Annotated in this window: 21 protein-coding genes; 11 read left to right on the top strand and 10 right to left on the bottom strand. The window is 74.2% G+C overall.

Translation table 11 applies throughout. From position 1 onward, the window contains the following. The first annotated feature begins 156 nt into the window (after window positions 1-156). On the top strand, window positions 157-435 hold the full coding sequence (locus ASF50_RS15830) for an HU family DNA-binding protein (RefSeq protein ID WP_056865071.1): 279 nt from the start codon (window positions 157-159) through the stop codon (window positions 433-435). A 102-nt stretch (window positions 436-537) separates the two neighbouring features. On the opposite strand, the gene ASF50_RS15825 is transcribed toward ASF50_RS15830, so the two are convergent. Then, complete coding sequence (locus ASF50_RS15825; RefSeq protein WP_056865072.1) at window positions 538-1014, bottom strand: hypothetical protein; 477 nt, start codon at window positions 1012-1014, stop codon at window positions 538-540. Window positions 1015-1070: 56 nt separating this feature from the next. On the opposite strand from ASF50_RS15825, the gene ASF50_RS15820 reads away from it, so the two are divergent. Together ASF50_RS15820 and ASF50_RS15815 are read left to right on the top strand one after the other, a co-directional pair. After that, window positions 1071-2159, top strand: a complete 1089-nt coding sequence (locus ASF50_RS15820; protein WP_056905134.1) for a WXG100 family type VII secretion target — start codon at window positions 1071-1073, stop codon at window positions 2157-2159. Next, on the top strand, window positions 2156-2584 hold the full coding sequence (locus ASF50_RS15815; protein ID WP_056865074.1) for a hypothetical protein: 429 nt from the start codon (window positions 2156-2158) through the stop codon (window positions 2582-2584). The genes ASF50_RS15820 and ASF50_RS15815 overlap by 4 nt, the downstream gene beginning before the upstream one ends. Before the next feature lie 81 nt (window positions 2585-2665). On the opposite strand, the gene ASF50_RS15810 is transcribed toward ASF50_RS15815, so the two are convergent. After that, window positions 2666-5509, bottom strand: a complete 2844-nt coding sequence (locus ASF50_RS15810; protein ID WP_056905133.1) for an alpha-amylase family glycosyl hydrolase — start codon at window positions 5507-5509, stop codon at window positions 2666-2668. Between the two features lie 120 nt (window positions 5510-5629). On the opposite strand from ASF50_RS15810, the gene ASF50_RS15805 reads away from it, so the two are divergent. Further along, a complete protein-coding gene (locus ASF50_RS15805) occupies window positions 5630-6370 on the top strand; it encodes an ABC transporter permease (protein ID WP_056905132.1) in 741 nt (246 codons plus the stop codon). A gap of 17 nt (window positions 6371-6387) precedes the next feature. Here ASF50_RS15805 and dnaB read toward each other — a convergent pair whose 3' ends face one another. Next, complete coding sequence (dnaB, locus tag ASF50_RS15800) at window positions 6388-7821, bottom strand: replicative DNA helicase (RefSeq protein ID WP_056865078.1); 1434 nt, start codon at window positions 7819-7821, stop codon at window positions 6388-6390. A 487-nt stretch (window positions 7822-8308) separates the two neighbouring features. On the opposite strand from dnaB, the gene ASF50_RS15795 reads away from it, so the two are divergent. From ASF50_RS15795 to ASF50_RS15785, 3 genes are read left to right on the top strand one after another with little or no spacing between them, the layout of a single operon-like run. Next, the gene (locus tag ASF50_RS15795) at window positions 8309-9634 is read left to right on the top strand and encodes an MATE family efflux transporter (RefSeq protein ID WP_235557708.1); all 1326 of its coding nucleotides are present in this window, start codon (window positions 8309-8311) and stop codon (window positions 9632-9634) included. Window positions 9635-9677: 43 nt separating this feature from the next. Then, window positions 9678-10232 carry a hypothetical protein gene (locus tag ASF50_RS15790; RefSeq protein ID WP_056905131.1) on the top strand — a complete coding sequence of 185 codons (555 nt, stop codon included), beginning with the start codon at window positions 9678-9680 and terminating at the stop codon, window positions 10230-10232. A gap of 60 nt (window positions 10233-10292) precedes the next feature. Further along, on the top strand, window positions 10293-11495 hold the full coding sequence (locus ASF50_RS15785; protein ID WP_056905130.1) for a hypothetical protein: 1203 nt from the start codon (window positions 10293-10295) through the stop codon (window positions 11493-11495). A 128-nt stretch (window positions 11496-11623) separates the two neighbouring features. Here ASF50_RS15785 and rplI read toward each other — a convergent pair whose 3' ends face one another. The 4 genes from rplI to rpsF form a co-directional block, all read right to left on the bottom strand. Then, window positions 11624-12070 (bottom strand): 50S ribosomal protein L9, encoded by a 447-nt coding sequence (gene rplI / locus ASF50_RS15780; protein ID WP_056865082.1) that lies wholly within the window; start codon window positions 12068-12070, stop codon window positions 11624-11626. Between the two features lie 14 nt (window positions 12071-12084). Beyond that, window positions 12085-12321, bottom strand: a complete 237-nt coding sequence (rpsR, locus tag ASF50_RS15775) for a 30S ribosomal protein S18 (protein WP_056865083.1) — start codon at window positions 12319-12321, stop codon at window positions 12085-12087. A 124-nt stretch (window positions 12322-12445) separates the two neighbouring features. Next, a complete protein-coding gene (locus ASF50_RS15770) occupies window positions 12446-13036 on the bottom strand; it encodes a single-stranded DNA-binding protein (protein ID WP_056865084.1) in 591 nt (196 codons plus the stop codon). Between the two features lie 146 nt (window positions 13037-13182). Next, window positions 13183-13473 carry a 30S ribosomal protein S6 gene (gene rpsF, locus ASF50_RS15765; protein ID WP_082500432.1) on the bottom strand — a complete coding sequence of 97 codons (291 nt, stop codon included), beginning with the start codon at window positions 13471-13473 and terminating at the stop codon, window positions 13183-13185. Between the two features lie 285 nt (window positions 13474-13758). Here rpsF and ASF50_RS15760 point away from each other — a divergent pair, with 285 nt between their 5' ends. After that, window positions 13759-14751, top strand: coding sequence for a serine/threonine-protein kinase (locus ASF50_RS15760; RefSeq protein ID WP_235557707.1), 993 nt, complete (start codon window positions 13759-13761; stop codon window positions 14749-14751). 200 nt (window positions 14752-14951) lie between these two features. Here ASF50_RS15760 and ASF50_RS15755 read toward each other — a convergent pair whose 3' ends face one another. After that, the gene (locus ASF50_RS15755) at window positions 14952-16115 is read right to left on the bottom strand and encodes a hypothetical protein (protein WP_156718341.1); all 1164 of its coding nucleotides are present in this window, start codon (window positions 16113-16115) and stop codon (window positions 14952-14954) included. A gap of 747 nt (window positions 16116-16862) precedes the next feature. Between ASF50_RS15755 and ASF50_RS15745 the strand changes: the two genes are divergently transcribed. The 3 genes from ASF50_RS15745 (at window position 16863) to ASF50_RS15735 (ending at window position 20195) form a co-directional block, all read left to right on the top strand. After that, window positions 16863-17687 carry a deoxyribonuclease IV gene (locus ASF50_RS15745; protein ID WP_056905126.1) on the top strand — a complete coding sequence of 275 codons (825 nt, stop codon included), beginning with the start codon at window positions 16863-16865 and terminating at the stop codon, window positions 17685-17687. A gap of 251 nt (window positions 17688-17938) precedes the next feature. Then, complete coding sequence (locus tag ASF50_RS15740; RefSeq protein WP_235557706.1) at window positions 17939-19108, top strand: lipid II:glycine glycyltransferase FemX; 1170 nt, start codon at window positions 17939-17941, stop codon at window positions 19106-19108. A 4-nt stretch (window positions 19109-19112) separates the two neighbouring features. After that, window positions 19113-20195, top strand: coding sequence for an alanine racemase (locus ASF50_RS15735; protein WP_056905125.1), 1083 nt, complete (start codon window positions 19113-19115; stop codon window positions 20193-20195). Here the strand turns inward: ASF50_RS15735 and ASF50_RS15730 are convergent. Both ASF50_RS15730 and ASF50_RS15725 read right to left on the bottom strand, forming a co-directional pair. Beyond that, a complete protein-coding gene (locus tag ASF50_RS15730) occupies window positions 20156-21667 on the bottom strand; it encodes a glycosyltransferase family 87 protein (RefSeq protein ID WP_235557705.1) in 1512 nt (503 codons plus the stop codon). The two genes, ASF50_RS15735 and ASF50_RS15730, sit on opposite strands and share 40 nt — an antisense overlap. Window positions 21668-21673: 6 nt before the next feature. Then, a complete protein-coding gene (locus tag ASF50_RS15725; RefSeq protein ID WP_235557704.1) occupies window positions 21674-24010 on the bottom strand; it encodes a transglycosylase domain-containing protein in 2337 nt (778 codons plus the stop codon). Between the last annotated feature and the right edge of the window lie 58 nt (window positions 24011-24068).

Below are 24068 nucleotides of genomic sequence, written 5' to 3'. Positions count from 1 at the left end.
GACTTGGCAGGAGCCCCCTCGGCGCGGTGGGATCGAGGCTGCGCCGTACGACGACGGCACCGGTCGCAGGCCCCACAACCCTGTGGACGAGCCCCGTCGTCGTCGCGTCATCCGATACTCGACCGGGGTGCTCCGCACCCGAGAGGTGGTTCCACCATGAACAAGACCGAGCTCCGCGACGCCGTCGCGTCCGCCGCCGACATCACCGGCGCCCAGGCCGACAAGGCCGTCAACGCCGTCATCGACTCCATCACCTCGGCCCTCGCCGCCGGTGACAAGGTCACCATCCCCGGCTTCGGCACCTTCGAGACCCGTGAGCGCTCGGCTCGCCAGGGCCGCAACCCGCAGACCGGCGAGACCATGGAGATCGCGGCCAGCACCGCTCCCGCGTTCAAGGCCGGCGCCCAGCTCAAGAAGGCCGTCGCTAAGAGCTGACCCGACCCCGGCCGACCGGCCGGACGTCGTACGACGAGGCCGCCCCCGGGACTCCCGGTGGGCGGCCTCGTCGCGTCCGGGCCGGGCCGGGCCGCCCCCGGCTCAGCGGCCGAACCAGCGGTCGGCCTCGACCGGGTCGGTCGGCTCCTGCAGCTCGGGCTCGAGGGTGGCGCCCGCGCGGGCCGCACGCTCGCGCAGCTGGCGGATGAAGCCCATCCGGCCCGGGTTCACGATGTCGTCGCCCTCGGAGATCATCCACAGCTGGATCGCCTTGCCGTGGCGCGGCTGCACCCAGGCGGCGGCGAAGGTCGAGAGACCGACCTGGGTGATCTCGCGCAGGTCGAGGCGGCGGCGCGAGAAGCGGCCCTGCGCCACGAGGTGGTCCTCGTGCACGGTCACCTTGCGCCACAGGTTCGACACCATGGCGAAGCCGAGCACGACGAGCACCAGTCCGACGGGGTTGAGGCGCACCGCCACCAGGAAGAGACCGATGAGCAGCATCGGCACACCCGGCAGCACGGCCACCATCCGCTGCGTGGAGTGGGGTCGGCCGACGAGGTCGTTTGAGGTGGTCGCCACGAGGAGACCCTACGGGTGGCCGTCCGCCCGTCCGGTCACCCAGCCCAGGAGCAGCCATGTCCTTCCAGGTCGTCCCCCCCGACATCGACGCGTTCGCCGACTTCCTCACCAACTACGGGGGTGGTGCCACCATGAGCGGCGCCTGCCAGGAGGCGCAGTCCTACGTCGCCTCCTACTCCGGGGTGCCGCACGACGAGGGCGACCTCTTCGCCGACATCTACCTCGCCAACCGCGGCGTCGTCGAGCGCCTCGACGCCTCCTACCAGCAGCTCAGCTTCGTCTTCGGCGGGTGCGGCATCTCGCTGCGACAGGCGGCCGGCATCTACCGCCAGACCGACGACGCGCAGTCGGCGCGGATGGACGGGGTCCTCCCTGGCACGGCCGCCCCGCCGATGCCGGAGTCGACGGGCAGGCGGCCCGACGCCGGCGACACCACCTCGGCCTTGTCGGCCACGCCGTCCAAGGACGCGCCCATCCCCGACATGGTGCACTGGATCATGGACAAGGCCGGGTGGTTCTCCATCGCCGGCATGGCCATGAAGATCGCCAGCGTGCTGGGGCTCGACCCCGTCAAGGAGCTCACCCAGTCCGTCCTCGGCGACTACGACGAGCTGGCCCAGGCCGGCCACGCGGCCGAGGCGCTGGCCGACTTCGACCGCGCCCTCGCCGCCGCGCTCGAGCAGGGTCTGGTCACCGTGCGCTCGACCTGGAGCGGTCACGCCGCCGACGCGGCCCAGGCCTACTTCATGGAGCTGTCGGGCGCGATCACCGACCACGCCACCGAGCTCGACGAGCTCGGCGCCAAGTACGCCGAGCTCGTGCAGTGCTGCGCCCAGATCGCCGAGGTCGTCGGCGGGGCGCTGGCCACCGCCATCGATCAGGTCCTCATCTGTGTGGCCGAGCTGGCCGCCGCGGGGTGCCTGGCCAGCGTGCCCGGGATCAACGTCATCATCGCCGCGATCGGCGCTTACCAGGTCTTCGTGACCCGCGAGGCCATCGCGCTGTTCCTCAAGTACACCGGCAACATCGCCACGGTGGTGGAGAGCTTCGTGGGGCTGGTGCTCTACGTCGACCAGGCCTTCAAGGACACCGACACCACCGACCGGTTCCCGGCGATCCCCTTCACCAACGGCGTCCCCGGATGAGCGCCACCGGAGGCCCCACGGAGCCCGACTACTCCGGCATCGACGCGATGACCCGCGGCGACCAGCGCCAGGCCCGCCAGCTGCGGGCCACGCTCGCCGTGATCGCGCGACGCACCGAGGACCCCGACCTGCGCCGGCTGTGCGTGAGCGTGCTCGGCGGCGAGCAGAGCGTGCGTCGCGTCTTCGAGCACCCGACCTTCTGGGCCATGGCCAGCCGCAACTACGAGAACCTTGAGGAAGGCATCGCCCGTCTCTCCCCCGAGGAGCGCGAGCAGGTCACCGAGCGCCTGCACGACCCCGGCGGGGACATCACCGACGACGCGGTGGTCCAGACCCTCCAGGAGGAGGGGCGGATGCCGCCCGAGGACCCGCCGCCCGGCGGCGCTCCCGGCCGCGACGACCGGGGGCCGAGCCGCTGGGGGTGACCCCGGCGGTGACCGGGCCGGTGACCGGGCCGGTGACCGGGCCGGGCCGCGAGTCGTCGCGGCCCGGCTCGCACCGGGCGCTCAGCCCGCGGGCTCGACCGACGGCACGTGGCTGACCTGGTCCCAGGTGAAGAGGTAGTCACCGCCGCCGGCGGGCACGTCCAGGGCGAGGTTGTCGCCGCCGGCCGCGCCGCCGGCGCCGTAGTTCTCCTCCCAGCCGCCGTCGACCGCGATCTTCCAGCTGTAGGAGCCCGCCGGCAGCGCGAACCTCGCGTGCCAGCGCCCGTCGGTGGGGTCGAAGGCCAGCCGGCTCTGCTCGCAGGCGGGGTCCCAGTCGCCCGGGCACCCGATCTCGCTCTGCAGGTCGCCGGCCACGACCACGCTGTCGCGCTGGGCCACGGGCTCGGCGGTGCGCACCGTGACGACGTCGCTGCGCACGGCGGGGGTCCCGGGCTCGAGCAGCGTGGCGCGGTAGCGGACCCGCGAGCCGACGGGCAGCTGGGTCACGTCGTCGCGCCAGGTGTAGACGGGCGAGGAGGAGTCGACGCCCAGGCGGGTCCAGTCGCCGGCGCCCACGCGTCGCTCGAAGCGCACCCGCTGGTCGGCTCGCTCGGGGTCGACGCCCGCGGTCACCGTCACGGGGTCGATGCTGCTCACCGTGCCGGCCTCGTCGGCCCCGGCGTCGAGGGTGAGCGCCGGAGCGGCGACCCGGGCCGCGCGCACCTGGCTCGACCGGGTGTGCCCGGCGTTGTCGAGGACCACGGCGCGGTAGTCCACGCGCGCCCCGGTGGGCAGCGCGCTGGTGTCGTGGAAGACGCGGTAGGGCGCGGAGTCGTCGGTGCCGATCGAGCGCCACGACCCGCCGGCTCGTCGGGCCAGGAAGGTGACCTCGGCGAAGGAGGTGGTGTCGACGTCGGCGCGCACCTGCATCCGGCCGCGGGCGGCGGCCGCGGGCGCGGGGCGGTCCAGCTCGATCCGGGGCGCGCGGGTCGAGGCCGGCAGCGCGCGGGTGGCGCGGTAGACCACGGTGGACAGCGGGCCCACCTCGACGGGCAGGCTGCGGTCGCGGCCGGTCACGAGGTCGGCCGGCCCGTCGCCGTGCACCAGCCGGAAGCCGGCGCGAGCGGCGTACGTCGGGACCGCTGCGGTGCGTGCCTCGGTGGAGTTGTTGACGGCCACGACGTACTCGACCTGCTCGCGGGCGTCGGTGCGGGAGAAGGCCACGACGCCCGGCCCGTCGTCGGCGTGGCGCACCTGGAGGGCGCCGTCGCGCAGGGCGGGGTGCTCCTCGGTGAGCGCGTCGAGACCGGCGATGGCCTGGTAGAGCGGGTGGTCGGTGACGAAGTTGTCGTCGGCGCCGGTGCGGTCGGTGCCGAGCTGGGTGTCGTCGGCGTACTCCGGCACCTGGCTGGCGAACATGGTCTGGCGCGCCAGCTGGTCGCCGCCCTCGCCGGCGAAGCCCTGCTCGTCGCCGTAGTAGACGACCGGGTTGCCGCGGGAGAGGTACATCAGCTCGTGGGCCAGGACGTCGCGGCGCAGCAGCTCCGCGTCGTCGGCGCCCGGGTTGTCGGCGCGCAGGAAGTGCGCGAAGCGGCCCATGTCGTGGTTGCCGAGGAAGGTGGGCAGCTGGTAGGCGTTCGAGTCGGCGTCGGTGTACCAGTCGTCGGCGGTGAAGAAGCGGGCCACGGCCGCGGCCGAGCCCCCGCGCGAGGCGAACCCGCGGGCGGCGTCCTGGAAGGGGAAGTCGAGCACCGACTGCATCCGGTCGGTCGTGGTGTAGCGGGAGGTGAAGGCCTTGGCCGCGGTGCCGCTGCCGTCGAGGGCGACCTCGCCGAACATGAAGAAGTCGTCCTTGCCCTGCGCACGGGCGTAGTCGACCATCCCGGGGCCGAACTCCTGCCAGAACTCGTCGTTGACGTGCTTCATGGTGTCGATGCGGAAGCCGTCGATGCCGAAGTCGCCGACCCACGTGCGGTAGATGTCGAGCATGCCCTCGACCACCTCGGGCCGCTCGGTGAAGAGGTCGTCGAGGCCGAAGAAGTCGCCGTACTGGCTGTCCTCGCCGGTGAAGGTGGTGTTGCCGCGGTTGTGGTACATCCGCGGGTCGTTGAGCCACGCCGGGACCTTGAGGTCCTCCTCGCCCTCCTCCAGCACCGGGGTGTAGGGGAAGGACGTGGCGGCGTCGAGCTCGGGGAAGGCGCGGCCGGCGACGTCGCGGTCGTCGAAGGCCCGGCCGCCGGCGGTGCGGTAGGGCTCGACGTCCTTGGGCACGTAGGCGGTGCGCGCACCCTCCTCGTAGCCGATGACGTCGGCGGTGTGGTTGGTGATGATGTCGAAGAAGACCTTCATGCCCCGCTCGTGGGCCGCGTCGACGAGCGCCGCGAGGTCCTCGTTGGTGCCGAGGTGGGGGTCGACCTGGGTGAAGTCGGTGATCCAGTAGCCGTGGTAGCCGGCCGAGGGGCCGTCCTCCAGCTGCACCGGCTTGTTCTTGAAGACCGGCGTCAGCCAGATCGCGTCGGTGCCGAGGCCCTGCACGTAGTCGAGCTGCTCGCGCAGGCCGACCAGGTCGCCGCCGTTGAAGAAGCCCTTGCCGGTGGGGTCGAAGCCGGTGACCTCGCGCTCCCCCTCGAGGCCGCCGCGGTCGTTGGAGGGATCGCCGTTGGCGAACCGGTCGCCCATGACGAAGTAGAAGCTCTGGTCGGTCAGGTCGCCGCGCAGCGAGTGCCGGGCCCGCGCCGCCGGCCGCGGGTCAGCGGCCGGGGCACCGGGCGACCCCGTCGTGGTGGTGCCGGTCGCGGTGGCTGCGGACGCCGGGTCGGCGGCGGCCGGCGAGGTCGCCAGCGGCGCGGCGGCCAGAGGGGCGAGGACCGCGGCGACGGCGAGGCCGAGGAGGGCGGGACGGGCAGGACGGGTGGTGCGTGGCATGGGAGCTCCCGAGATCGATCCGGTGACGTGCGTCACAGCAGGCGACACCGTAGTGGGGGCCGCCGACACCCGTCACCTCCGGGACCCCGCGCGTCCCCCCGCCTCGGGGAGACTGGGCGCGTGACGGCCTGGCAGGACCACCTCGGGTTCGGCCTGGGTCTCGGCGCGCTCGTGGCGGCGACGGTGCTGCTGGCCCGGGCGGCGGGGCTGTCCCTGGGGCTGGCCCCGCTCACCGCGCTGCTGCGGGCCGTGGTCCAGCTGGGCGTCGTGGCGCTGCTGCTGCGCGGCATCCTCTCCGCGCCCTGGACGGTCGTGGCCTTCCTCGCGCTCATGCTGGCCACGGCGTCGTGGACGGCCCGCGGCCGCCTGCGCGGGCTGTGGGGCGGGCGCCGCGCGGCCGTGCTCGGCGTCGTCTGCGGCGCCGTGGTCGCCCTGGGCGCGGTGCTCGCGCTGCGCCTGGTCGAGCCGGAGGTGCGCTACGTCGTGGCCGTGGCCGGCATCGTCATCGGCAACGCGATGAGCGCCGCGACCCTCACCGGGCGCACCTTCCTGCGCAGTGCCACCCAGCGGTCCGGGGAGGTCGAGGCCTGGCTCTCGCTGGGCGCCACCCCGACCCGGGCGCACCGCGACATCGGCCGCGAGGCCACGCGCGAGATGCTCCTGCCCACGCTCGACCAGACCCGCTCGACGGGGCTGGTGACCCTGCCCGGCGCCTTCGTCGGCGCGCTCTTCGGCGGCGCGAGCCCGGCCGAGGCCGCGCAGTTCCAGCTCGTGGTGCTCGCGGCCATCGCGCTGGCGATGACCGTCACCGGCGTCGTGGTCACCCGGCTGGTCGGTCGCTCGCCGTACGTCGCGGCGTGAGCTGCCCGGCGACCGGGTCAGTGGGCCATGTCGACGAAGCGGCTGTAGTGGCCCTGAAAGGCCACGGTGATGTCGCGGGTCGCGCCGTTGCGGTGCTTGGCCACGATGAGGTCTGCCTCGCCGGGGCGGGTCGACTCCTTCTCGTAGACGTCGTCGCGGTGGAGCAGGATGACCATGTCGGCGTCCTGCTCGATCGAGCCCGACTCGCGCAGGTCGCTCATCATCGGGCGCTTGTCGCCGCGCTGCTCGGGGCCACGGTTGAGCTGGGAGAGCGCGATGATGGGCAGCTCGAGCTCCTTGGCCAGCAGCTTGATCTGGCGGGAGAACTCCGAGACCTCCAGCTGGCGCGACTCGACCTTCTTGCCCGAGCTCATCAGCTGCAGGTAGTCGATGACGATGAGCTTGAGGTCGTGGCGCTGCTTGAGCCGGCGCGCCTTGGCCCGGATCTCCATCATCGTCATGTTGGGCGAGTCGTCGATGAACATCGGCGCCGAGGAGACCTCGCCCATCTTGCGGGCCAGCTTGGTCCAGTCGTCGTCGTTCATGTTGCCGTTGCGGATGTGGTTGAGCGGCACCTTCGCCTCGGCCGAGAGCAGGCGCATCGTGATCTCCGAGCGCGTCATCTCGAGGCTGAAGAAGACGCTGGAGAGGTTGTTGTGGATCGAGGCGGAGCGGCAGAAGTCGAGGGCGAGGGTCGACTTCCCCATGGCGGGTCGGGCCGCGACGATGATCATCTGGCCCGAGTGCAGGCCGTTGGTCAGGTCGTCGAGGTCGGCGAAGCCGGTGGGCACGCCGTAGAGCCCGTTCTCCCGGTTGCCGATGGCCTCGATCTCGTCGAGGACGCCGTCCATGATGTCGGAGAGCGGCGCGTAGTCCTCGGTGCTGCGCTTGTCGGCGATCTTGTAGACCTCGGCCTGGGCCTGGTCGACGATGTCGTCGACGTCGCCCTCGCCGGCGTAGCCGATCTGGACGATCTTGGTGCCGGCGTCGACGAGGCGGCGCAGGACCGCCTTCTCGTGGACGATCTGGGCGTACCACCCCGCGTTGGCCGCGATCGGCACGTTGGCCGAGAGCGTGTGGAGGTAGGGCGCCCCGCCGATCTTCTGCAGCTCGCCACGGCGCTGGAGCTCGTTGGCCACGGTGATCATGTCGACCGGCTCGGAGCGGCCGTAGAGATCGATGATCGCGTCGTGGATCGTCTCGTGGCTGGGGCGGTAGTAGTCGACGCCGCGCAGCACCTCGGAGACCTCGGCGATGGCGTCCTTGGAGATCAGCATCGAGCCGAGCACCGACTGCTCGGCGGCCATGTCCTGCGGGGGCGTGCGCGCGCCGGGGGTGGTCGGTCGCTCGCCCGGCGCGTAGGAGACCGGGCCGTCGCCCCAGTCCTCGAAGGGCGGCTCGTCGAGGGGAGCGGAGCCCCCGGAGTGACCGGCCTGCTCGGTGACGCTCATGCTGTGGCTCCTCCTCGTCCCGACCCCGGACCGTGCGTCGGCGACCCCGTCACCGGGTCGCGCCGGGGGTGCCCGGCCGCTGCCGACGGTAGGGACGTCCACCGACAGTCGTCGGACCGTACGTGGTCGGAGGGGGTCGGCGACACCACCTTGTCCACAGGCCCTGGGGATAACTCGGGGCGACCCGTGGACGACACGCGTGGCGTTGTGCACCGCCTGGGGACAACCCTGTGGACAACAAACGGACTTTCCCCGACCGCACCGCGCTGACCTGCGCAAACAGTGCTGAGGCCATGTGGAACCAAAGTATTTTCACGCCGTGGGCGTTCACACCCCGGCTACCGGGCGGATGCCTGGGTGTTTGTCGACAAAGCACCGGGCCCGTGCGATATGCACAGGCAGGCCCGAGTTATCCACTGGTCGCCACGGACTACGGCGGTCAGGACCGGAACGGCCGGGAGCCCCTTACGTGACTACACTGCGACCCGTGCGGCGGGCCGAGGACAGGGAGATCCTGCGCCTGGCCGTGCCGGCGTTCCTGGCCCTCGTGGCCGAGCCGCTCTTCCTGCTCACCGACGCCGCCATCGTGGGCCACCTCGGCACCCCGGAGCTGGCCGGTCTCGGCATCGCCGCCGTGGTCCTCCAGACGGCCGTCGGCCTGTGCGTCTTCCTCGCCTACGGCACCACGGCGGCCGTCGCGCGCCACCTCGGCGCCGGCGATACACGGCGGGCGATGGCGCAGGGCGTCGACGGGGTGTGGCTGGCCGTGGTCATCGGCGCCGTGGTGACCGTCGGCGGCGTCCTGGGCACCACGCCGCTGGTGGCCGCCTTCGGCACCGGACCCGAGGTCGCGGCGCAGGCCGAGACCTACCTGCGCCTGGCCTTCCTCGGCACCACTCCCCTGCTGGTCATGCTGGCCACGACCGGCATCCTGCGCGGCCTCCAGGACACCCGCACCCCCCTGGTCGTCGCCGTCGCCGGCAACCTGCTCAACGTCGTGCTCAACGTGCTGCTCGTCTACGGCCTCGACCTCGGCATCGCCGGCTCCGCGATCGGCTCGGTGCTGGCCCAGGTCGCCTCCGCCGCGGCGCTGCTCGCCGTCGTCGTGCGCGCCGCGCGACGCGAGGGCGCCCCCCTGCGGCCCGACCTCCCCGGCATCCGAGCGGCCGGCCGCGCCGGCGTGCCGCTGGTGGTGCGCACCCTCACCCTGCGGGCGGCGCTGCTCGTGACCACCTACGCCGTGACGCTCGGCGTCGTGGGCGGCGCCCAGGACGTCGACCTCGCCACCCATCAGCTGGCCATGACCCTGTGGACCTTCCTGGCCTTCGTGCTCGACGCCATCGCCATCGCCGCCCAGGCCCTCACCGGTCGCGCCCTCGGGGCCGGCGACCTGGCGGGCACCCGCGCGACCACCCGCCGCATGCTGCAGTGGGGCGTGGGCGCCGGGGTCGTGACCGGCCTGGGACTGGCCGCGGTCAGCCCCGTGCTCGGGCGGCTCTTCACCGACGACCCCGCCGTCGCCGAGCGACTCGTGCCGGTGCTGCTCGTCGCCGCCCTCGGACAACCGGTCGCCGGGGTGGTCTTCGTGCTCGACGGCGTGCTCATCGGTGCCGGCGACGGCGTCTACCTCGCCTGGGGCGGCGTGGCGACGCTGCTGGTCTACGCCCCGGTGGCGCTGCTGGCCGCACCGACGGGCGGGCTCGTGCTGCTCTGGGTGGGGTTCAGCGCGGTGTTCATGGGGGCGCGTCTGGTGGTGCTCGTCGCGCGCGCCCGCGGCGACGCGTGGATGGTCACCGGCCCGGCTCGCGCCTGACCGCCCCTCCGGCGGCGCAGGGGCGCGGCCTACCATCACGGCCATGAAGCCGCTCCAGTCCGTCGCGATGGGGCTGCTGATCATCCTGCTCGTCGCTCCCGTGCGCGGCCACGACCTGCTCGCCGACCCCGTCGGGTGGGTCCTCGTGCTGCTCGGCGTGCGCGACCTGCCGGTCGCGCGTCGCCTCCCGCTGCTGGCGCTGGGGGCCGTGGCGGGCGCGGTGTCGGTGGCGGTGTGGTTCCCCGAGGTCGCGACCCGCCTGGCCGAGGGCGACCCGGCGCTGCTGTGGAGCGCCAACCTGCCCCAGCTCGCGCTCGTGCTGCTGCTGTGCCACGAGCTGGCCGAGCGGGCGCGGGCCGCGGGCGACACCCGCGCGTCGGCCTGGCTGCGCACCCTGCGGCTGCTCGCCGTCGTCGTCGCCGTCCTGCCCCCGCTGGTCTTCGGCGCCGGCGTCGCCGCGCTCGAGGTGCCGGCGTACGTCACCGCGCAGCTGCTGCTGCTCGTGCTGGTCTGGCTCGGCTTCCGGTACGCCGCGCGCCCCTGGGCCACCCGCGAGCAGTTGTCTGGAGCAGCTGGGATTCCCGGCGCGGCTTCGTAGCCTGGGCGGGCCCCGGGGCGTTGTCCAGCCACCACCGGTCCCGCTGCCCCAGGAGTCGTCATGCCCACCTCGCCCCGCGTCCGCCACGTCCGCCGCGTCGGACGCCGCGTCGGACTCCTGGCCACCGGCGGTCTCGTCGCCGGGCTGCTCCCCCTGGTCGGCCCCGCCGGGGTCGCACAGGCCGCCGAGGCCTGCACCACCGAGGTGGCACCTCGCAGCGTGCTGGGCCTGCCCACCGGCCCGCCGTGCGACGACATCGCCCCGCCGGAGACCACGATCACCGCGCTCACCCGGCCGCCCAACGCGGCCGGCTACCTGCGCACCGACGACCTGACCTTCACCTTCTCGGGGCGCCACACCGACGGCGACACCGACCCGATCTCCTTCGAGTGCCAGCTCGACGACGACGGCGCGTCGACCAACGACCGCTGGGAGGCCTGCCAGAGCCCCCGGACCTACCAGGACCTCGACGACAGCTCCGCGGCCCCCTACACCTTCCGGGTGCGCGCGATCGACACCGCCGACGACGCCATCGACGCCACCGCGTCACCCGGTCTGCTGGTCGCGGGCGCCGAGACCGACCTGCCCGACCTCGACGAGTCGGCCGCGGTGAGCGTGGTGCGCGTCGACACCGTCGCACCCAACACCTTCGTGCTCAGCTCCCCGCCCCAGCTCGAGGGCTACCGATTGCCGATCGCCGACTCGCTGAGCCCGCAGGTGCGACTGGCCGCCGACGAGGGCGGCTCGACCTTCGCCTGCGACGTCGACGGCGCCGCCGTGCCGTGCGCGGAGGGTGTCACGACCCTGCGCGGCCTCGGGCCGGGAGACAAGACGCTCACGGTGCGTGCCACCGACAAGGCCGGCAACACCGACCCCACCGTCAAGGACAGCACCGCGGTCTTCGCGGTGCCGGCCGACCTCACCGCGGGCGACGGCGGCCGCTGGCGCTCGCTGCGCTCCGCCGACGCGCTGGGCGGCAGCTTCCTGGAGACCCGGGAGAGGGGCGCGACCCTGCGCTACTACGGGCGCAACGTGCGCGAGCTGGTGCTCATCGGCCCCAGCGGTCCCGGTGCGGGCAGCGTCGAGGTCAAGATCGGCCGGGCCCGGAAGTGGCAGCCGGTGGACCTCGCCACCCCGACCGTGGACCGCCAGCACCTCTACACCGTGCGCGACCAGAACAGCCCGCTGCGCACCGGCACCATCCGCATCCGCGTCACCAGCGACGGTCGGCCCGTGCGGCTCGACGGCATCCTGGCCCACTGACAGCGGGCCACTGACACCCGCCCAGCGACACCGAGGGCCCCGGGAACGCCGGACGGGGCCGCCCCTCCCGGAGGAGGGACGGCCCCGTCGGCGTGAGGGCCGCCGAGCGGCCCGGGGTCGTGCTGGGATCAGCCCTTGACGACGTTGAGGGCCACCGTGGCGGACACCTCGTCGTGCAGCTTGACCGACACCTGGTGGGCGCCGAGCGAGCGGATCGGGTTGGTCACCGCGATGGTGCGCTTGTCGACGGCCTCGCCGGTCGCGTCGGTGACCGCCGTGGCGATCTCGGTGACGCTGACCGAGCCGAACATGCGGCCACCCTCGCCGGCGCGCACCTTGACGGTGACGGGCGAGGCCTCGAGCTTGGCCTTGATCTCGGCGGCGTGGTCGTGGTCGCGGACCGCGCGCGAGGCGCGGGCGGCCTTGATCGACTCGACGGTCTTCTCGGCACCGCGGGTCCAGCGGATGCCGAGGCCGCGCGGGACGAGGTAGTTGCGGCCGTAGCCGTCCTTCACCTCGACGATGTCGCCGGGGGCACCGAGACCGGTGACTTCCTGGGTCAGGATGAGCTTCATCTTCTCCGCTCCTCTCAGCGACCGGTGGACGTGTAGGGCAGCAGGGCGACCTCGCGGGCGTTCTTGACCGCGGTGGCGACGTCGCGCTGGTGCTGGACGCAGTTGCCGGTCACCCGACGCGCGCGGATCTTGCCGCGGTCGGAGATGAACTTGCGGAGCAGGGTGGTGTCCTTGTAGTCGACACCGGTCGCCTTCTCCTTGCAGAACTGGCAAACCTTCTTCTTCGGCTTGCGGATCACTGCCTTGGCCATTGTGGTGCTTCCTTTCTAGAAGCCCGTCCCGGAGTGGCTACCAGGTCGGAATGGTTGAGGTGGACGGACAGGACGCCGGTCGAGCGACCGGCGGTGGTGCGGGTCGTGCAGGTGGTGCAGCGCGTCAGAACGGGGGCTCGTCCTGGACGCCGGGGGCGGCCCAGGGGTCGTTGCCGGCCGCAGGGGCGGGACGGGACTGCCCGCCGCCACCGCCGCCGCCGTAGCCACCGCCGGACCCACCGGCACCGCCCGAGGGAGCGGGGCTGGCCCACGGGTCGTCGCCGCCCTGGGAGGACCCGCCCTGCGAGCCTCCCTGGCCGCCGCCGGAGTAGCCGCCCCCGCCGCCCTGACGGGAGGCGCGGGTGACCTTGGCGGTGGCGAACTTCAGCGACGGACCGACCTCTTCGACCTCGAGCTCGAAGACGGTGCGCTTCTCGCCCTCGCGGGTCTCGTAGGAGCGGGCCTTGAGGCGGCCCTGCACCACGACACGCATGCCGCGCTGCAGGGACTCGGCGACGTTCTCCGCGGCCTGGCGCCAGATCGAGCACCGGAGGAACATGGCTTCGCCGTCCTCCCACTCGTTGGTCTGACGGTTGAAGGTGCGCGGAGTCGAGGCGACCGTGAAGTTGGCGACCGCGGCCCCGGACGGGGTGAAGCGGAGCTCCGGGTCGTCGGTCAGGTTGCCGACCACGGTGATGATGGTCTCGCCGGCCATGGGTTCTCCCTCAGGGTGTCGGGTGGTGCGTGCGCATCAGTCGGGTCCGATGTCGGTGCTGCCATGGTGGCGGCAGCCGCCGACAACGGCCAGAGGTCCTCCACAGGCGGCGGGGACGGGCTCGGGGCCCGACCTGCCGCCACGCCTCACTTGGCGTCGGGGCGGATGACCTTCGTGCGCAGGATGGACTCGTTGAGCGTGAGCTGGCGGTCGAGCTCCTTGACCGTGGCCGGCTCGGCGTTCAGCGAGATCACCGCGTAGATGCCCTCGGCGTTCTTCTTCACCTCGTAGGCGAGGCGACGACGTCCCCAGACGTCGACCGACTCGACGGTGCCACCGTCCTTGGTGACGACGTTGAGGTACTTCTCGAGCGAGGGCGCGATCGTGCGCTCCTCGAGGCTGGGGTCGAGGATGACCATCACTTCATAAGCACGCATAGCGGTCTCCACCTCCTCTGGACTCGGCGGCCACGGTCTCTCCGTGGCAGGAGGGCTGTGCGTCGCCCGAGCCCCGGCGCACCGGGGACATCGAGCGTGTCCCGCGCGAGCCCGATCCCATCGGTGGGGAGCGCGCGCGAGGACACTCGAGATTACCAGCGCCCCGACGCCGCCCGGCAATCCCCGTCCCGGCCGCCCCCGGGTCGCCCCCGGGCCGGCCGGCCCCGGTCGGGGGGCTGTGGAGAGCCGCTGCGGCGAGCCGGCGCTCCGGCTAGCGTCGTCACGGTGAGCCCGGTGCCGCCGATCCCGCCCCTGGCGGGTCGCTTCGTGCTGGCCGACCAGGTCGGCGCCGGCGGCATGGGCAGCGTCTGGCGGGCGTGGGACCTGCGTCAGGAGCGCTTCGTCGCCGTGAAGGTGCTGGGGCAGCACGACGCCTCGCTGCTGCTGCGCTTCGTGCGCGAGCAGTCGGTGCGGGTGCGCCACCCCCACGTGATCGCCCCCCACGGCTGGGCCGCCGACGACGACCTGGTCGTCCTGGCCATGGACCTCGTGCGCGGGGGCTCGCTGCAGTCGCTGCTGGAGACCCACGGCCCCCTGCCCGCCGACTTCGTCGCCGTCGTGCTGGACCAGCTGCTGCAGGCGCTCGCCGCCGTGCACGCGGCCGGCGTGGTCCACCGCGACGTCAAGCCGGCCAACCTGCTCCTCGACGCGACCGGCTCGGCGCGGCCGCACGTGCGCCTGGGCGACTTCGGTGTGGCCGCGCTCGCCGAGGACGTGCGCCTGACGCGCACCCCCGGTGCCGTCGGCACCGACGGCTACATGGCCCCCGAGCAGGCGGCGGGCGAGCCCCCCGACCCCGGCCAGGACCTCTACGCCGCCGGCGTCGTCGCCCTCCAGCTGCTCAGCGGTCGTGCCCCGACCCGCTCCGGACCGCCACCCACACCGCCCCCGGGGCGTCTCGTGCCGCTGCTCGACGCCCTGACCGCGCACGACCCCCGGCGACGGCCGGCCTCGGCGGCCGCGGCGCTGGGCCTGCTGCGGCGGGCCGGGGTGCCGTCGGGCGCCCCGTGGAGGGACGGTCCCCGGCCCCCGGTGGTCGTGGACCGGCTCGGACCCCCGCCCTGGCCGGCGCCGCCGGGGGCGCGGCCCGTGACGGACCCCTCCCGGGCCCGCCCGCCCGACCGCGCGCACCGATGGGCCCTGGGGCTGGCCGGCGCGGGCTGCCTCGGTGGCGCCGGCGGGCTCGCCGCCGCAGGCGTCCGGCTGCTGGCCGGCTGAGCGTCACCCGGCCCCACGCGCCCACCTCCCCGGGCGGAGGCGGACCCCCGGACGCGGACCCGGGGACGCGGACCCGGGGACCGCGTGCGCAGGGCGCGGGCGAGGGCACCAGCGGGACCAGACCCCGGGAGGACATGGCGCGGCGCCGGTCCGGCGTCGCCGAGCGCGGGCACGACCGAGGGCGAGGGCTCCGCCTCGGGTCAGCGACGCCGGGCCCGGCGCAGCAGGACCGTCCCCGCGCCGCCGAGGGCCACCGCGCCCAGCAGCAGTGCCACGCCACCGACCGTGCGGCCCGGGACCGCGGGGGTCCGGGCCGCCGACTCCCCGGAGGCGTCCGCGGGCCCGGCAGCGCCGACGTCGCCGCGCGCGCCGGGCCACGCCGCGGGTGACGCTCCGGTGGGGAGGGGCAGGTCGCGCGGCGGACCGGCGTACGACCAGCCGGCGCCGGTGCGTGGCGCGCCCGGCACCGCCGCGGTGGTCACCGTGACCTCGGCCGTGCCCGACCCCGCCACCCACAGGGCGACGAGGTGCACCCCGGGCTCCGACGCGGCGCCCGCGCCGGGGTCGCCGCCGGCCCGGGAGGCGGGGGTCACCACCGCGCCGTCGGCCCCGAGCACGAGCGGCCCGGGCCCGGCGCGGCCCCGGGAGCCGGCGTCGGGCGGGCTGGCCAGGCCGCCGGCGGGGCCGACCAGCGCCAGCTCCGCGGCCGGCCGGCCGGGCAGGGGGTCGACGTCGGCGCGCACCGCCAGCTCCTCCCCCACCCCGACCGGCACGCCGAGCCAGCCGACCCGCCCGCGGGCGAGCGCGACGTGGACGCCCGCGCCCGGCTCGAGCACCGGTGCCGTGGCGGGCGACGCGGCCGCGACGACCGTGGTGGTGGCGACGCCCGGGTCGGGGTGCGCCCCGGCGCCCGGGGCCGGCTCCGGCAGCGACGTCCCACCCGGCGCGGGGACCTCCCACACGTCGAGCTCGTAGGCACTGCCGACCGGCACCCCGGACGTCCGCACGGCGAAGACCGCGACCCTGAGCTCGGCCCGGGCCGGGCAGCCGCGGGCCTCGGCCGACCAGGCGACGTCGGTGGACAGGGGCATCCGCGCCGCGCGGGTCAGCGGCGAGCGGTCGGAGCGCCCGCAGGGCACGAAGCCGCCACCGTCGGCGCGGGGGTAACCCAGGAGCACGGTCAGCCGACCGGGCCCCGGGGCGCCCGTGCCTGCGGGAGCGCCCTGGCCACCCTGGCCGCCCGGCCCGTGGGTGACGGTGGCCCCGACCACCACGGTCGAGCCGGGCAGGGTGCGGCGCACGGAGTAGATGTTCTGCGAGGCGGGCTCCACCGTGCGGTCGCGGTAGCGCCCGGTCGTGAGCACCGGCGGCCGCCGGGGACCGGTGGCCCCGTCGACCGGGCGGAGCCCCTCGTCGCCGACCGACCCTCGCGCGGTGAGCGGGCCGCCCACCGCGGGGCCGGTCGACCACGCGGTCGCCGCGACGGGGCTTAACAGGGCGACCACCACGGCGGTGAGCGCGACGGCGACCGCGGCAGCAGCGGCGAGGCGGGACGCACCACGACGCGGGGCACCGGTGGCGACGGGAGCACCGGGAGCACCGGGAGCACCGGGAGCACCGGGAGCACCGGGAGCACCGGGAGCACCGGGAGCACCGGGAGGCCACGGAGCCACGCTCCCCCCTCCCGGTCGTCGGCCTGACCCTCCGAGGCTGTCACCGCACCCGCTCGCGCGCGACCGCTCCTCCACAGGCACCGTTCCACAGGTGGGCGGGCCCGTCAGGCGCGCCCGCGGACGGTTTGCGTGGTTGCGGCGGTCCTCAACGCGCGGCGACGGCGCGAGCCACGCAAAGCCACACCCAGCACCGCCCCCGCTCCGCGCAATTGCGCGATCCACGACCCAGCACCACGCGGCCGCAGCCAGCACCGCCCCCGCTCCACGCAATTGCGCGATCCACGACCCAGCACCCCCGGGCCACACCGCCGGCCGCACCCCCGGGCCACACCGCCGGCCGCACCCCCGGGCCGCACCCCCGGGCCACAGCGCCGGCCGCACCCCCGGGCCACACCGCCGGCCGCACCCGGCGTCGGCGGACGCTCGTAGGGTGGCGCCATGAGCGAGGCAACCCAGGCAGCGGGGCAGGCAGGCATCGAGATCGGGGCCCACGTCGACCAGGTCGACCCGATCACCGAGGCCCAGGAGCGGAGCGCGCCGCTGGTGCAGCTCTTCCTCGGCGACCCGCAGAGCTACAAGGGTCCGGTGGTGGCCTACGCCGGCGGCGCGGCCGGGCTGCGCGACGCCGCCGAAGCCGCGGGGGTGGCCCTCTACGTCCACGCCCCCTACGTCATCAACGTGGCCACGACCAACAACCGCATCCGCATCCCGAGCCGCAAGCTGCTCCAGCAGCACGTCGACGCCGCCGCGGAGATCGGCGCCCAGGGGCTCGTCGTGCACGGCGGCCACGTCGGCAAGGCCGACGACCCGGAGAAGGGCTTCGACAACTGGCGCAAGGCCGTCGAGGCCACCGACCTCAAGGTCCCGCTGCTGATCGAGAACACCGCCGGCGGCGACAACGCCATGACCCGCCACCTCGAGCGCATCGGCCGGGTCTGGGACGCGATCTCCGGCGCCGAGCAGGCCGACCGCGTCGGCTTCTGCCTCGACACCTGCCACGCCCACGCCGGCGGCAACGCGCTGGAGAGCGTCGTCGCCGACGTCCTCGCGATCACCGGGCGCATCGACCTCGTGCACTGCAACGACAGCCGCGACGACTTCGACTCCGGCGCCGACCGCCACGCCAACTTCGGCGCCGGACGCATCGACCCCGACCTCCTCGCCGCGGTGGTCCGCGACGCCGGCGCCCCGGTCGTCTGCGAGACCCCCGGCCCCGCCGAGGCCCACGTCGCCGACTTCGCCTGGCTGCGCGCGCGGCTCTGACGTACGCCGGCCCCCGTCCCGCCGCCGCCCGCACGACCGGGCCCGCACCCCTGGCCCGCACCCACGGCCCGCACCACCGCCCGCACCACGACCCCCACCACGACCCCCACCACGACCCCCACCACGACCCCCACCACGACCCGCACCACGACCCGCACCACGACGGGCGCCCCGTGGCCCGCACCACGGCCCACGAGGGGGCCGCGGAGGGGTGCCGGGACCGGCCGGCGAGGACCGGTAGCCTCGCAGCCGTGCCCCGTGACAAGACCGCCAGCGCCCTGAGCGTGCGCCCGATCTCCGACGCGGAGCACCTGGCCTTCCTGGCCACGCAGCGCTCCGCGAGCTTCCTGCAGACCCCCGCGTGGGGCCGGGTGAAGGCGGAGTGGCGCCGCGAGTCGATCGGCTTCTTCGAGCCCGGCGGCGCCGCCCCCGTCGGCGCCGCGCTCGTGCTCTACCGCCAGCTGCCCAAGCTCAGGCGCTACCTCGCCTACCTGCCCGAGGGCCCCGTGATCGACTGGGCCGGCGACGACCTGCGCGCCTGGCTCGACCCGCTCACCGAGCACCTGCGCGGCCAGGGCGCCTTCGGTGTGCGCATGGGCCCGCCCGTGGTCCTCCGCCGGTGGAGCGCCGCCCAGGTCAAGGCCGGCATCGCCGACGACGGCGTGCGCACCCTGGGCCAGGTCGCGCCCTCCGAGCGCGACCACACCGGCGCGCGCGTGGTCTCGCAGCTGCGCGAGCTGGGCTGGTTGCCGCAGCAGGTCGAGGGCGGCTTCGCCGCCGGTCAGCCGCAGTACGTCTTCCAGGTGCCGCTGCGCACGGCCGACGGCAGCCCCCGCAGCGAGGACGACGTGCTCAAGGGCATGAACCAGCTGTGGCGGCGCAACATCAAGAAGGCCGCCAAGGAAGGCGTGGTGGTCACCGCCACCACCGGCGCGGCCGAGGCCCTGGCCGAGCTCGAGGCCTTCCACGCCCTCTACGTCCACACCGCGGAGCGCGACCACTTCACCCCGCGACCCCTGTCCTACTTCCGCACCATGGTGGAGGCCCTCGCCGCCGAGGACCCCGACCGGATCAAGCTCTTCCTGGCGCGCCACGAGGGCGACCTGGTGGCCGCGACCATCGCGATCCGTGTCGGCGCCCACAGCTGGTACTCCTACGGCGCCTCCTCCACCGAGAAGCGCGAGGTGCGCGGCTCCAACGCCGCCCAGTGGGCGATGGTGCAGGACGCCCTGGCCGCCGGCGCCGACGTCTACGACCTGCGCGGCATCACCGACACCCTCGACAGCGACGACTCCCACGTCGGGCTGATCCAGTTCAAGGTCGGCACCGGCGGCGAGGCCGTCGAGTACGCCGGCGAGTGGGACCTGCCACTGAGCACGGTCCTCTACAAGGCCTTCGACCTCTACATGAAGCGGCGCTGACGACATGAGCCTCACCCTGACCGTCGACGGCGAGCGCTGGCGCCAGCACCTGCTCGCCACCGCCGAGAAGCACCCCGGCCTGGTGCCGGTCTGCAAGGGCAACGGCTACGGCTTCACGCTGGGCCGCCTGGCCCGCAGGGCCCAGTGGCTCGACGAGCGCGGCCACGGCGTCGACACCATCGCCGTGGGCACCTACGACGAGCTGCCGCACCTGGTCAGCCGCTTCGACGGCGACCTCCTGGTGCTCACCCCGTGGCGGCCCTTCGAGTCGGCGCTGGAGGTCGACCCCGCGCTGTCGGGGCGCCTGGTGCACACCCTGAGCCGCCCCGAGGACGTGCGCGACCTGCTGGCGCGCCAGCCCGACGCCCGCTTCGTGCTGGAGCGCCTCACCAGCATGCAGCGCCACGGCCTGAGCGCACGCGACCTGTGGGCCGTCGCCGCCGAGCTGCGCTCCCACCCCCGGGCCCGGCTCGAGGGCATCGCCTTCCACCTGCCGCTGCAGCAGGGCTCCCACGTCGGCGAGGTGCACCGCCTCATGACCGACGTGGCGGGCGCCGAGCTGCCCGACACCCCCGGCGCGCGCACCATCTGGGTCAGCCACCTGACCGACGCCGAGCTGGCCGAGCTGCGCGCGGCGTACCCCGACTTCCGGCTGCGCCCGCGCATCGGCACGGCGCTGTGGCTGGGCGCGCGGGAGGCGATGCGGGTGACCTCGACCGTGCTGGACGTGCACCCGGTCAGCCGGGGCGACGCCTTCGGCTACCGCTCGCGCACCGCCCCCAAGGACGGCCACCTGCTCATCGTCTCCGGCGGCACCGCTCACGGCATCGGCCTGGAGGCGCCCACGGGCGACTCGAGCATCAAGGCCCGCGCCGGCGCCCTGGCGCGGGGCGGCCTCGACGCCGTCGGGTTCGTGCGCTCGCCCTTCTCCACCGACGGCAAGCAGCGACTCTTCGCCGAGCCCCCGCACATGCAGGCCTCGATGCTGTTCCTGCCCGGCGGCGCCCGCGTGCCGCAGGTGGGCGAGCTGGTCGACGTGCGGGTGCGCTACACCACCACGTCGTTCGACCGCGTCGTCGTCGCCTGACCCGCCCCGCCGCCCGGCGGCAGGCCCGGCGCGGCTGAGCCCCGACCCAGGTCGGGCGCGGCCCGCACGGGGTCGCGCTCCGGGCGCAGCACGTCGCGCACGACGAGCGCGGTGAGGTAGAGCTCGCCGGCGACACGCACGACGATCGCGACCCAGTAGAAGCCGGCGTCGCCGCCGCCGCCCGGGGCGAGGTAGCCGCCGAGGTACCACCACACCGAGGCGAAGTAGAGGATCTCGGCGCCCTGCCAGACCACCTGGTCGCGCCAGCGCGGGCGGGCCAGCACCGCCAGCGGGAGCAGCCACAGGACGTACTGCGGCGAGTAGACCTTGTTGACCAGCAGGAAGCCGACCACGACGAGGAAGCCGAGCTGGGCCAGCCGCGGGGTCTGCGGGGCGCGCAGCCCCAGCACCAGCACGCCCAGGCACCACGCGCCGAAGAACAGCCACGAGCCGACGTTGACGGTGTGAGCGGTGATGTCGGTGTCGAGGGCGTCGCGCGCCACCAGCCACAGCGAGCCCAGGTCGGGTCCGCGCTCGGAGTTGAAGCTCCAGAAGACCCGCCACTGCTCGGGTCCGGTGAGCAGGGCCGGCAGGTTGGCCACCAGCCACGCCGCCACCGCCACCGCGATGGTGACGCCGAGGTCGCGGTAGCGCCGCTGGCGCAGGCACACGACGAGCACCCCGCCGAGCAGGAAGAGCGGGTAGAGCTTGGCCGCCGTGCCGAGGCCGACCATGACTCCGGTGAGCACGGGCCGGTCGCGCGACCAGGCCCACACCGCGCCGGCGGTCAGGGCCACGGCGAGCAGGTCCCAGTTGATCAGCCCGGTCAGCAGCAGGGTCGGCGAGGCGGCCAGCATCGCGGCGTCCCAGGGGCGGCGCCGGTGGGTGCCGGCCACGAACCACGTCGTGAGCAGGGCCAGCGCGGCGAAGACCAGCGCGCTGACGACCATGAACCACCGGATCTCCTGGCTGACCTCGGGGTCGACGAAGAGCTGGTCGGTCGCGAGCGCCTGACGGGGCGCGAGGTCGGGCCACCCGACCACGGCCTGGGTGAGCAGGCTCGTGCCGTAGGCGAGGTAGGAGATCCCCACGGGGTACTCCATGACCTCGGGGAAGCGCTCGCGCACGGCCGGGTCGTCGGAGTAGGGCCAGGCCCGCTCCACCAGGCCGCGGCCGGTGTAGAGGTAGGGCAGGTCGGAGTAGCACATCTGGGCGTAGCCGGCCTGGTTGTCCTGCCAGGTCCGCTCGAAGCACCCGCTCTTCTGCACCATGCCCAGGGCGAAGCACACCGCGGTGAGCGCGAGCAGCACCCGCACCGGCGTCCACCACCGGTGGCGCCCGGCGTGCTCGCCCACCGGGCCGCCGAGGCCCTCGCTGAGCGCGCGGGCCACGGCGTCGTCGCGCGTGGGGTGGACGTGGCCGTCGAGGGGGCGCACGCCGGTGGCCCCGGCGTCGCCGGCGACCTCACCCACGCGGGGTCACCACGGCCAGAGCCAGCCGGTCGTCCAGGGTGACCGGGCCGCCATCACGGGAGTGGACGTCGCCGTCGTACGCCGCTCCGCGGGACCCGTGTCGGCCGCGGGCGAGGGGCTCGCGCCCCGGCTCCCGCCCTGGGAGGGCGTCGGGCTGGGCGTCGGCTCCTCGGGCGGGGGCGGCGGCAGGATCGTCGGGTCGTCGGTCGGCTCGGTGGGCGTCGGCTCCTCGGTGGGCGTCGGCTCCTCGGTCGGGGTCGGCTCCTCCGTGGGCGTCGGCTGGGCCGAGGGGGTCCGGCTCGGCTGCGGCTGGGGCTGCGTGGGCGCCGGCTCGGGGGCCTCGGTGCTCGGCGGCACGTAGTCCTCCTGGCCGTCGGGGGCGTCGCCGTCGACGTAGACGGGGTCGGCCAGCTCCTCGACCTCGCGGCCCTCCATCAGCGGCTGCATCACCGCCAGCCAGGTGTCGGTGGGGTAGTCGGAGCCGAAGTACGACGGCAGCCAGCCGTCGAGCTGGTCGTCGCCGTCGCCGCGCACGTACATCACCGCGGTCGACAGCTGCGGGGTGAAGCCGACGAACCACGCCGAGGAGACCTCGTCGTCGTCGTTGGTCGCCGTGCCGGTCTTGCCCGCGGCCGGTCGGCCCAGGTTGCTCGCGGTGGCGCCCGTGCCCTCGAGCACGGTCTGCTCCATCGTGTAGGACACGTCGGCGGCGATGTCCTCGTCGAGCGCGCGGCGGGTGGGGCCGTCCCACTCGTAGTCGTCGCCGGTGGGGCTGACGACCTTCTCGATCAGGTGCACGTCGGCCCGCTCGCCGCCGTTGGCGATGGTGGCGTAGGAGTTGGCCATGTTGATCGGGCTGATCCGCGCGCGACCGAGGGTGATGAGGGTGTCCTCGGGGCTCAGGTCGACGCTGGTGCGTGGGATGCCGGGGTACTCCTGGTCGGCCTCCGGCGGCGGCACGCCCATCTTCTCGGCCGTCTCGTAGATCTTGGCCGGGCCGTCGTCCATGCTCGCCGACATGTCGACGAACGCGGTGTTGATCGACTGCTCCATGGCGTAGACGCCGTCGACGCTCGAGCCGTAGTCGTTGCCGAGCCCGTCGGGGCCCACACCCTCGTTGCGCACCTGCAGGCCGTCGGGGAACTCGTAGGGGGAGTTGCCCTCGAAGCTGTCACGGATGGAGTAGCCCTGCTGGATCGCCGTGGCCAGGGCGAACGGCTTGAAGGTCGAGCCCACCATGCCGCCCTCGACGGCCCAGTTCAGCTGCGACTGCAGGTAGTCCTGGCCGCCGTAGAAGCCGCGCAGCGCCCCCGTGCCGGGCTCGACGCTGGCCACCGCGATGTGCAGCTGCTTGTCGCCGAAGCCCTCGGGCTTGGCCGCGAGCACGCCGTCCTCGGCGGCCTTCATCGCCTGCGGGGTCAGCGTGGTGGTGACCTCGAGGCCCCCGCCGTCGATCTCCTCGTCGGAGTAGCCCAGCCGGCGCAGCTCGCTGCGCACGAGGGTCAGCACGTGGCCCTTCTGGCCGCCGTAGGTGCTCTCGGCGTCGATCTCGGGGAACGTGGGGAGCCGCTTGAGCGCCTTCTCGGCGGCGGCGGGCTCGACCATGTCGAGCTCGGCCATGCTCTCGAGCACGTAGTCGTAGCGGCCCTTGAGCTCCTGCCGGGCGTCGCGGCCGTTGTCGGGGTCGAGGTTGGTCGGGTTGTTGAGCACCGAGGCGAGCACCGCCGACTCGCGCAGGGTGAGGTCGCCGACGTCCTTGGTGAAGTACGCCTGCGCCGCCGCCTGCACGCCGTAGGCGCCGCGACCGAAGTAGATGGTGTTGAGGTAGTTGGTGAGGATCTCGGTCTTGCTCTGCTGGCGCGCCACCTTCAGCGACAGGATCGCCTCCTTCACCTTGCGGGTGTAGGAGCGCTCCTGGGTGAGGTAGAGGACCTTGACGTACTGCTGGGTGATCGTCGAGGCGCCCTGGGTCGACTCGCCGGTGGCGTTGTTGAGGAACGCCCGCGCGATCCCCTTGGGGTCGATGCCGCTGTCGGTCCAGAAGGTGCGGTTCTCGGCGGCGACGACGGCGTCGCGCAGTTCCTGGGGGATCTCCTCGAAGGCGACCGGCACGCGGTTCTGGGTGGCGTAGCTGCCGATCTCCTCGGTGCCGCCGGCGTAGTAGACGAACGACGTCTGCGCCTCGAAGTCCTCGTTGGCGTCAGGGATGTCGGTGACGGTGTAGAGGTAGTAGAAGCCGCCGGCGGCCAGCAGCAGGCCCACGACCCCGAGGATCGAGAGCCACTTCACCGTCTTCAGCACGCGGCGCTTCAGGGCACCCTTCTGCTTCGGGGCCCGTGTCACGGGGGGCCCGTCGGCCCTGCGCTTGCCACTCACGTCGTCTCTCCCGGGGGTGCTCGAG

Source organism: Nocardioides sp. Leaf307 (assembly GCF_001423135.1).
In the GTDB taxonomy this organism is placed as follows: Bacteria; Actinomycetota; Actinomycetes; order Propionibacteriales; family Nocardioidaceae; genus Nocardioides; species Nocardioides kribbensis.
This window is presented reverse-complemented; position numbering and strand designations above follow the sequence as displayed.

Bases quoted from the DNA above. Each gene is read 5' to 3' on its own strand.
- ASF50_RS15820 (WP_056905134.1), top strand. From the start codon at position 1,071: ATGTCCTTCCAGGTCGTCCCCCCCGACATCGACGCGTTCGCCGACTTC.
- ASF50_RS15735 (WP_056905125.1), top strand. From the start codon at position 19,113: ATGAGCCTCACCCTGACCGTCGACGGCGAGCGCTGGCGCCAGCACCTG.
- dnaB (WP_056865078.1), bottom strand. From the start codon at position 7,821: ATGAGCGTCACCGAGCAGGCCGGTCACTCCGGGGGCTCCGCTCCCCTC.
- ASF50_RS15745 (WP_056905126.1), top strand. From the start codon at position 16,863: ATGAGCGAGGCAACCCAGGCAGCGGGGCAGGCAGGCATCGAGATCGGG.
- rplI (WP_056865082.1), bottom strand. From the start codon at position 12,070: ATGAAGCTCATCCTGACCCAGGAAGTCACCGGTCTCGGTGCCCCCGGC.
- rpsR (WP_056865083.1), bottom strand. From the start codon at position 12,321: ATGGCCAAGGCAGTGATCCGCAAGCCGAAGAAGAAGGTTTGCCAGTTC.
- ASF50_RS15815 (WP_056865074.1), top strand. From the start codon at position 2,156: ATGAGCGCCACCGGAGGCCCCACGGAGCCCGACTACTCCGGCATCGAC.
- ASF50_RS15830 (WP_056865071.1), top strand. From the start codon at position 157: ATGAACAAGACCGAGCTCCGCGACGCCGTCGCGTCCGCCGCCGACATC.
- ASF50_RS15790 (WP_056905131.1), top strand. From the start codon at position 9,678: ATGAAGCCGCTCCAGTCCGTCGCGATGGGGCTGCTGATCATCCTGCTC.
- rpsF (WP_082500432.1), bottom strand. From the start codon at position 13,473: ATGCGTGCTTATGAAGTGATGGTCATCCTCGACCCCAGCCTCGAGGAG.
- ASF50_RS15810 (WP_056905133.1), bottom strand. From the start codon at position 5,509: ATGCCACGCACCACCCGTCCTGCCCGTCCCGCCCTCCTCGGCCTCGCC.
- ASF50_RS15770 (WP_056865084.1), bottom strand. From the start codon at position 13,036: ATGGCCGGCGAGACCATCATCACCGTGGTCGGCAACCTGACCGACGAC.
- ASF50_RS15785 (WP_056905130.1), top strand. From the start codon at position 10,293: ATGCCCACCTCGCCCCGCGTCCGCCACGTCCGCCGCGTCGGACGCCGC.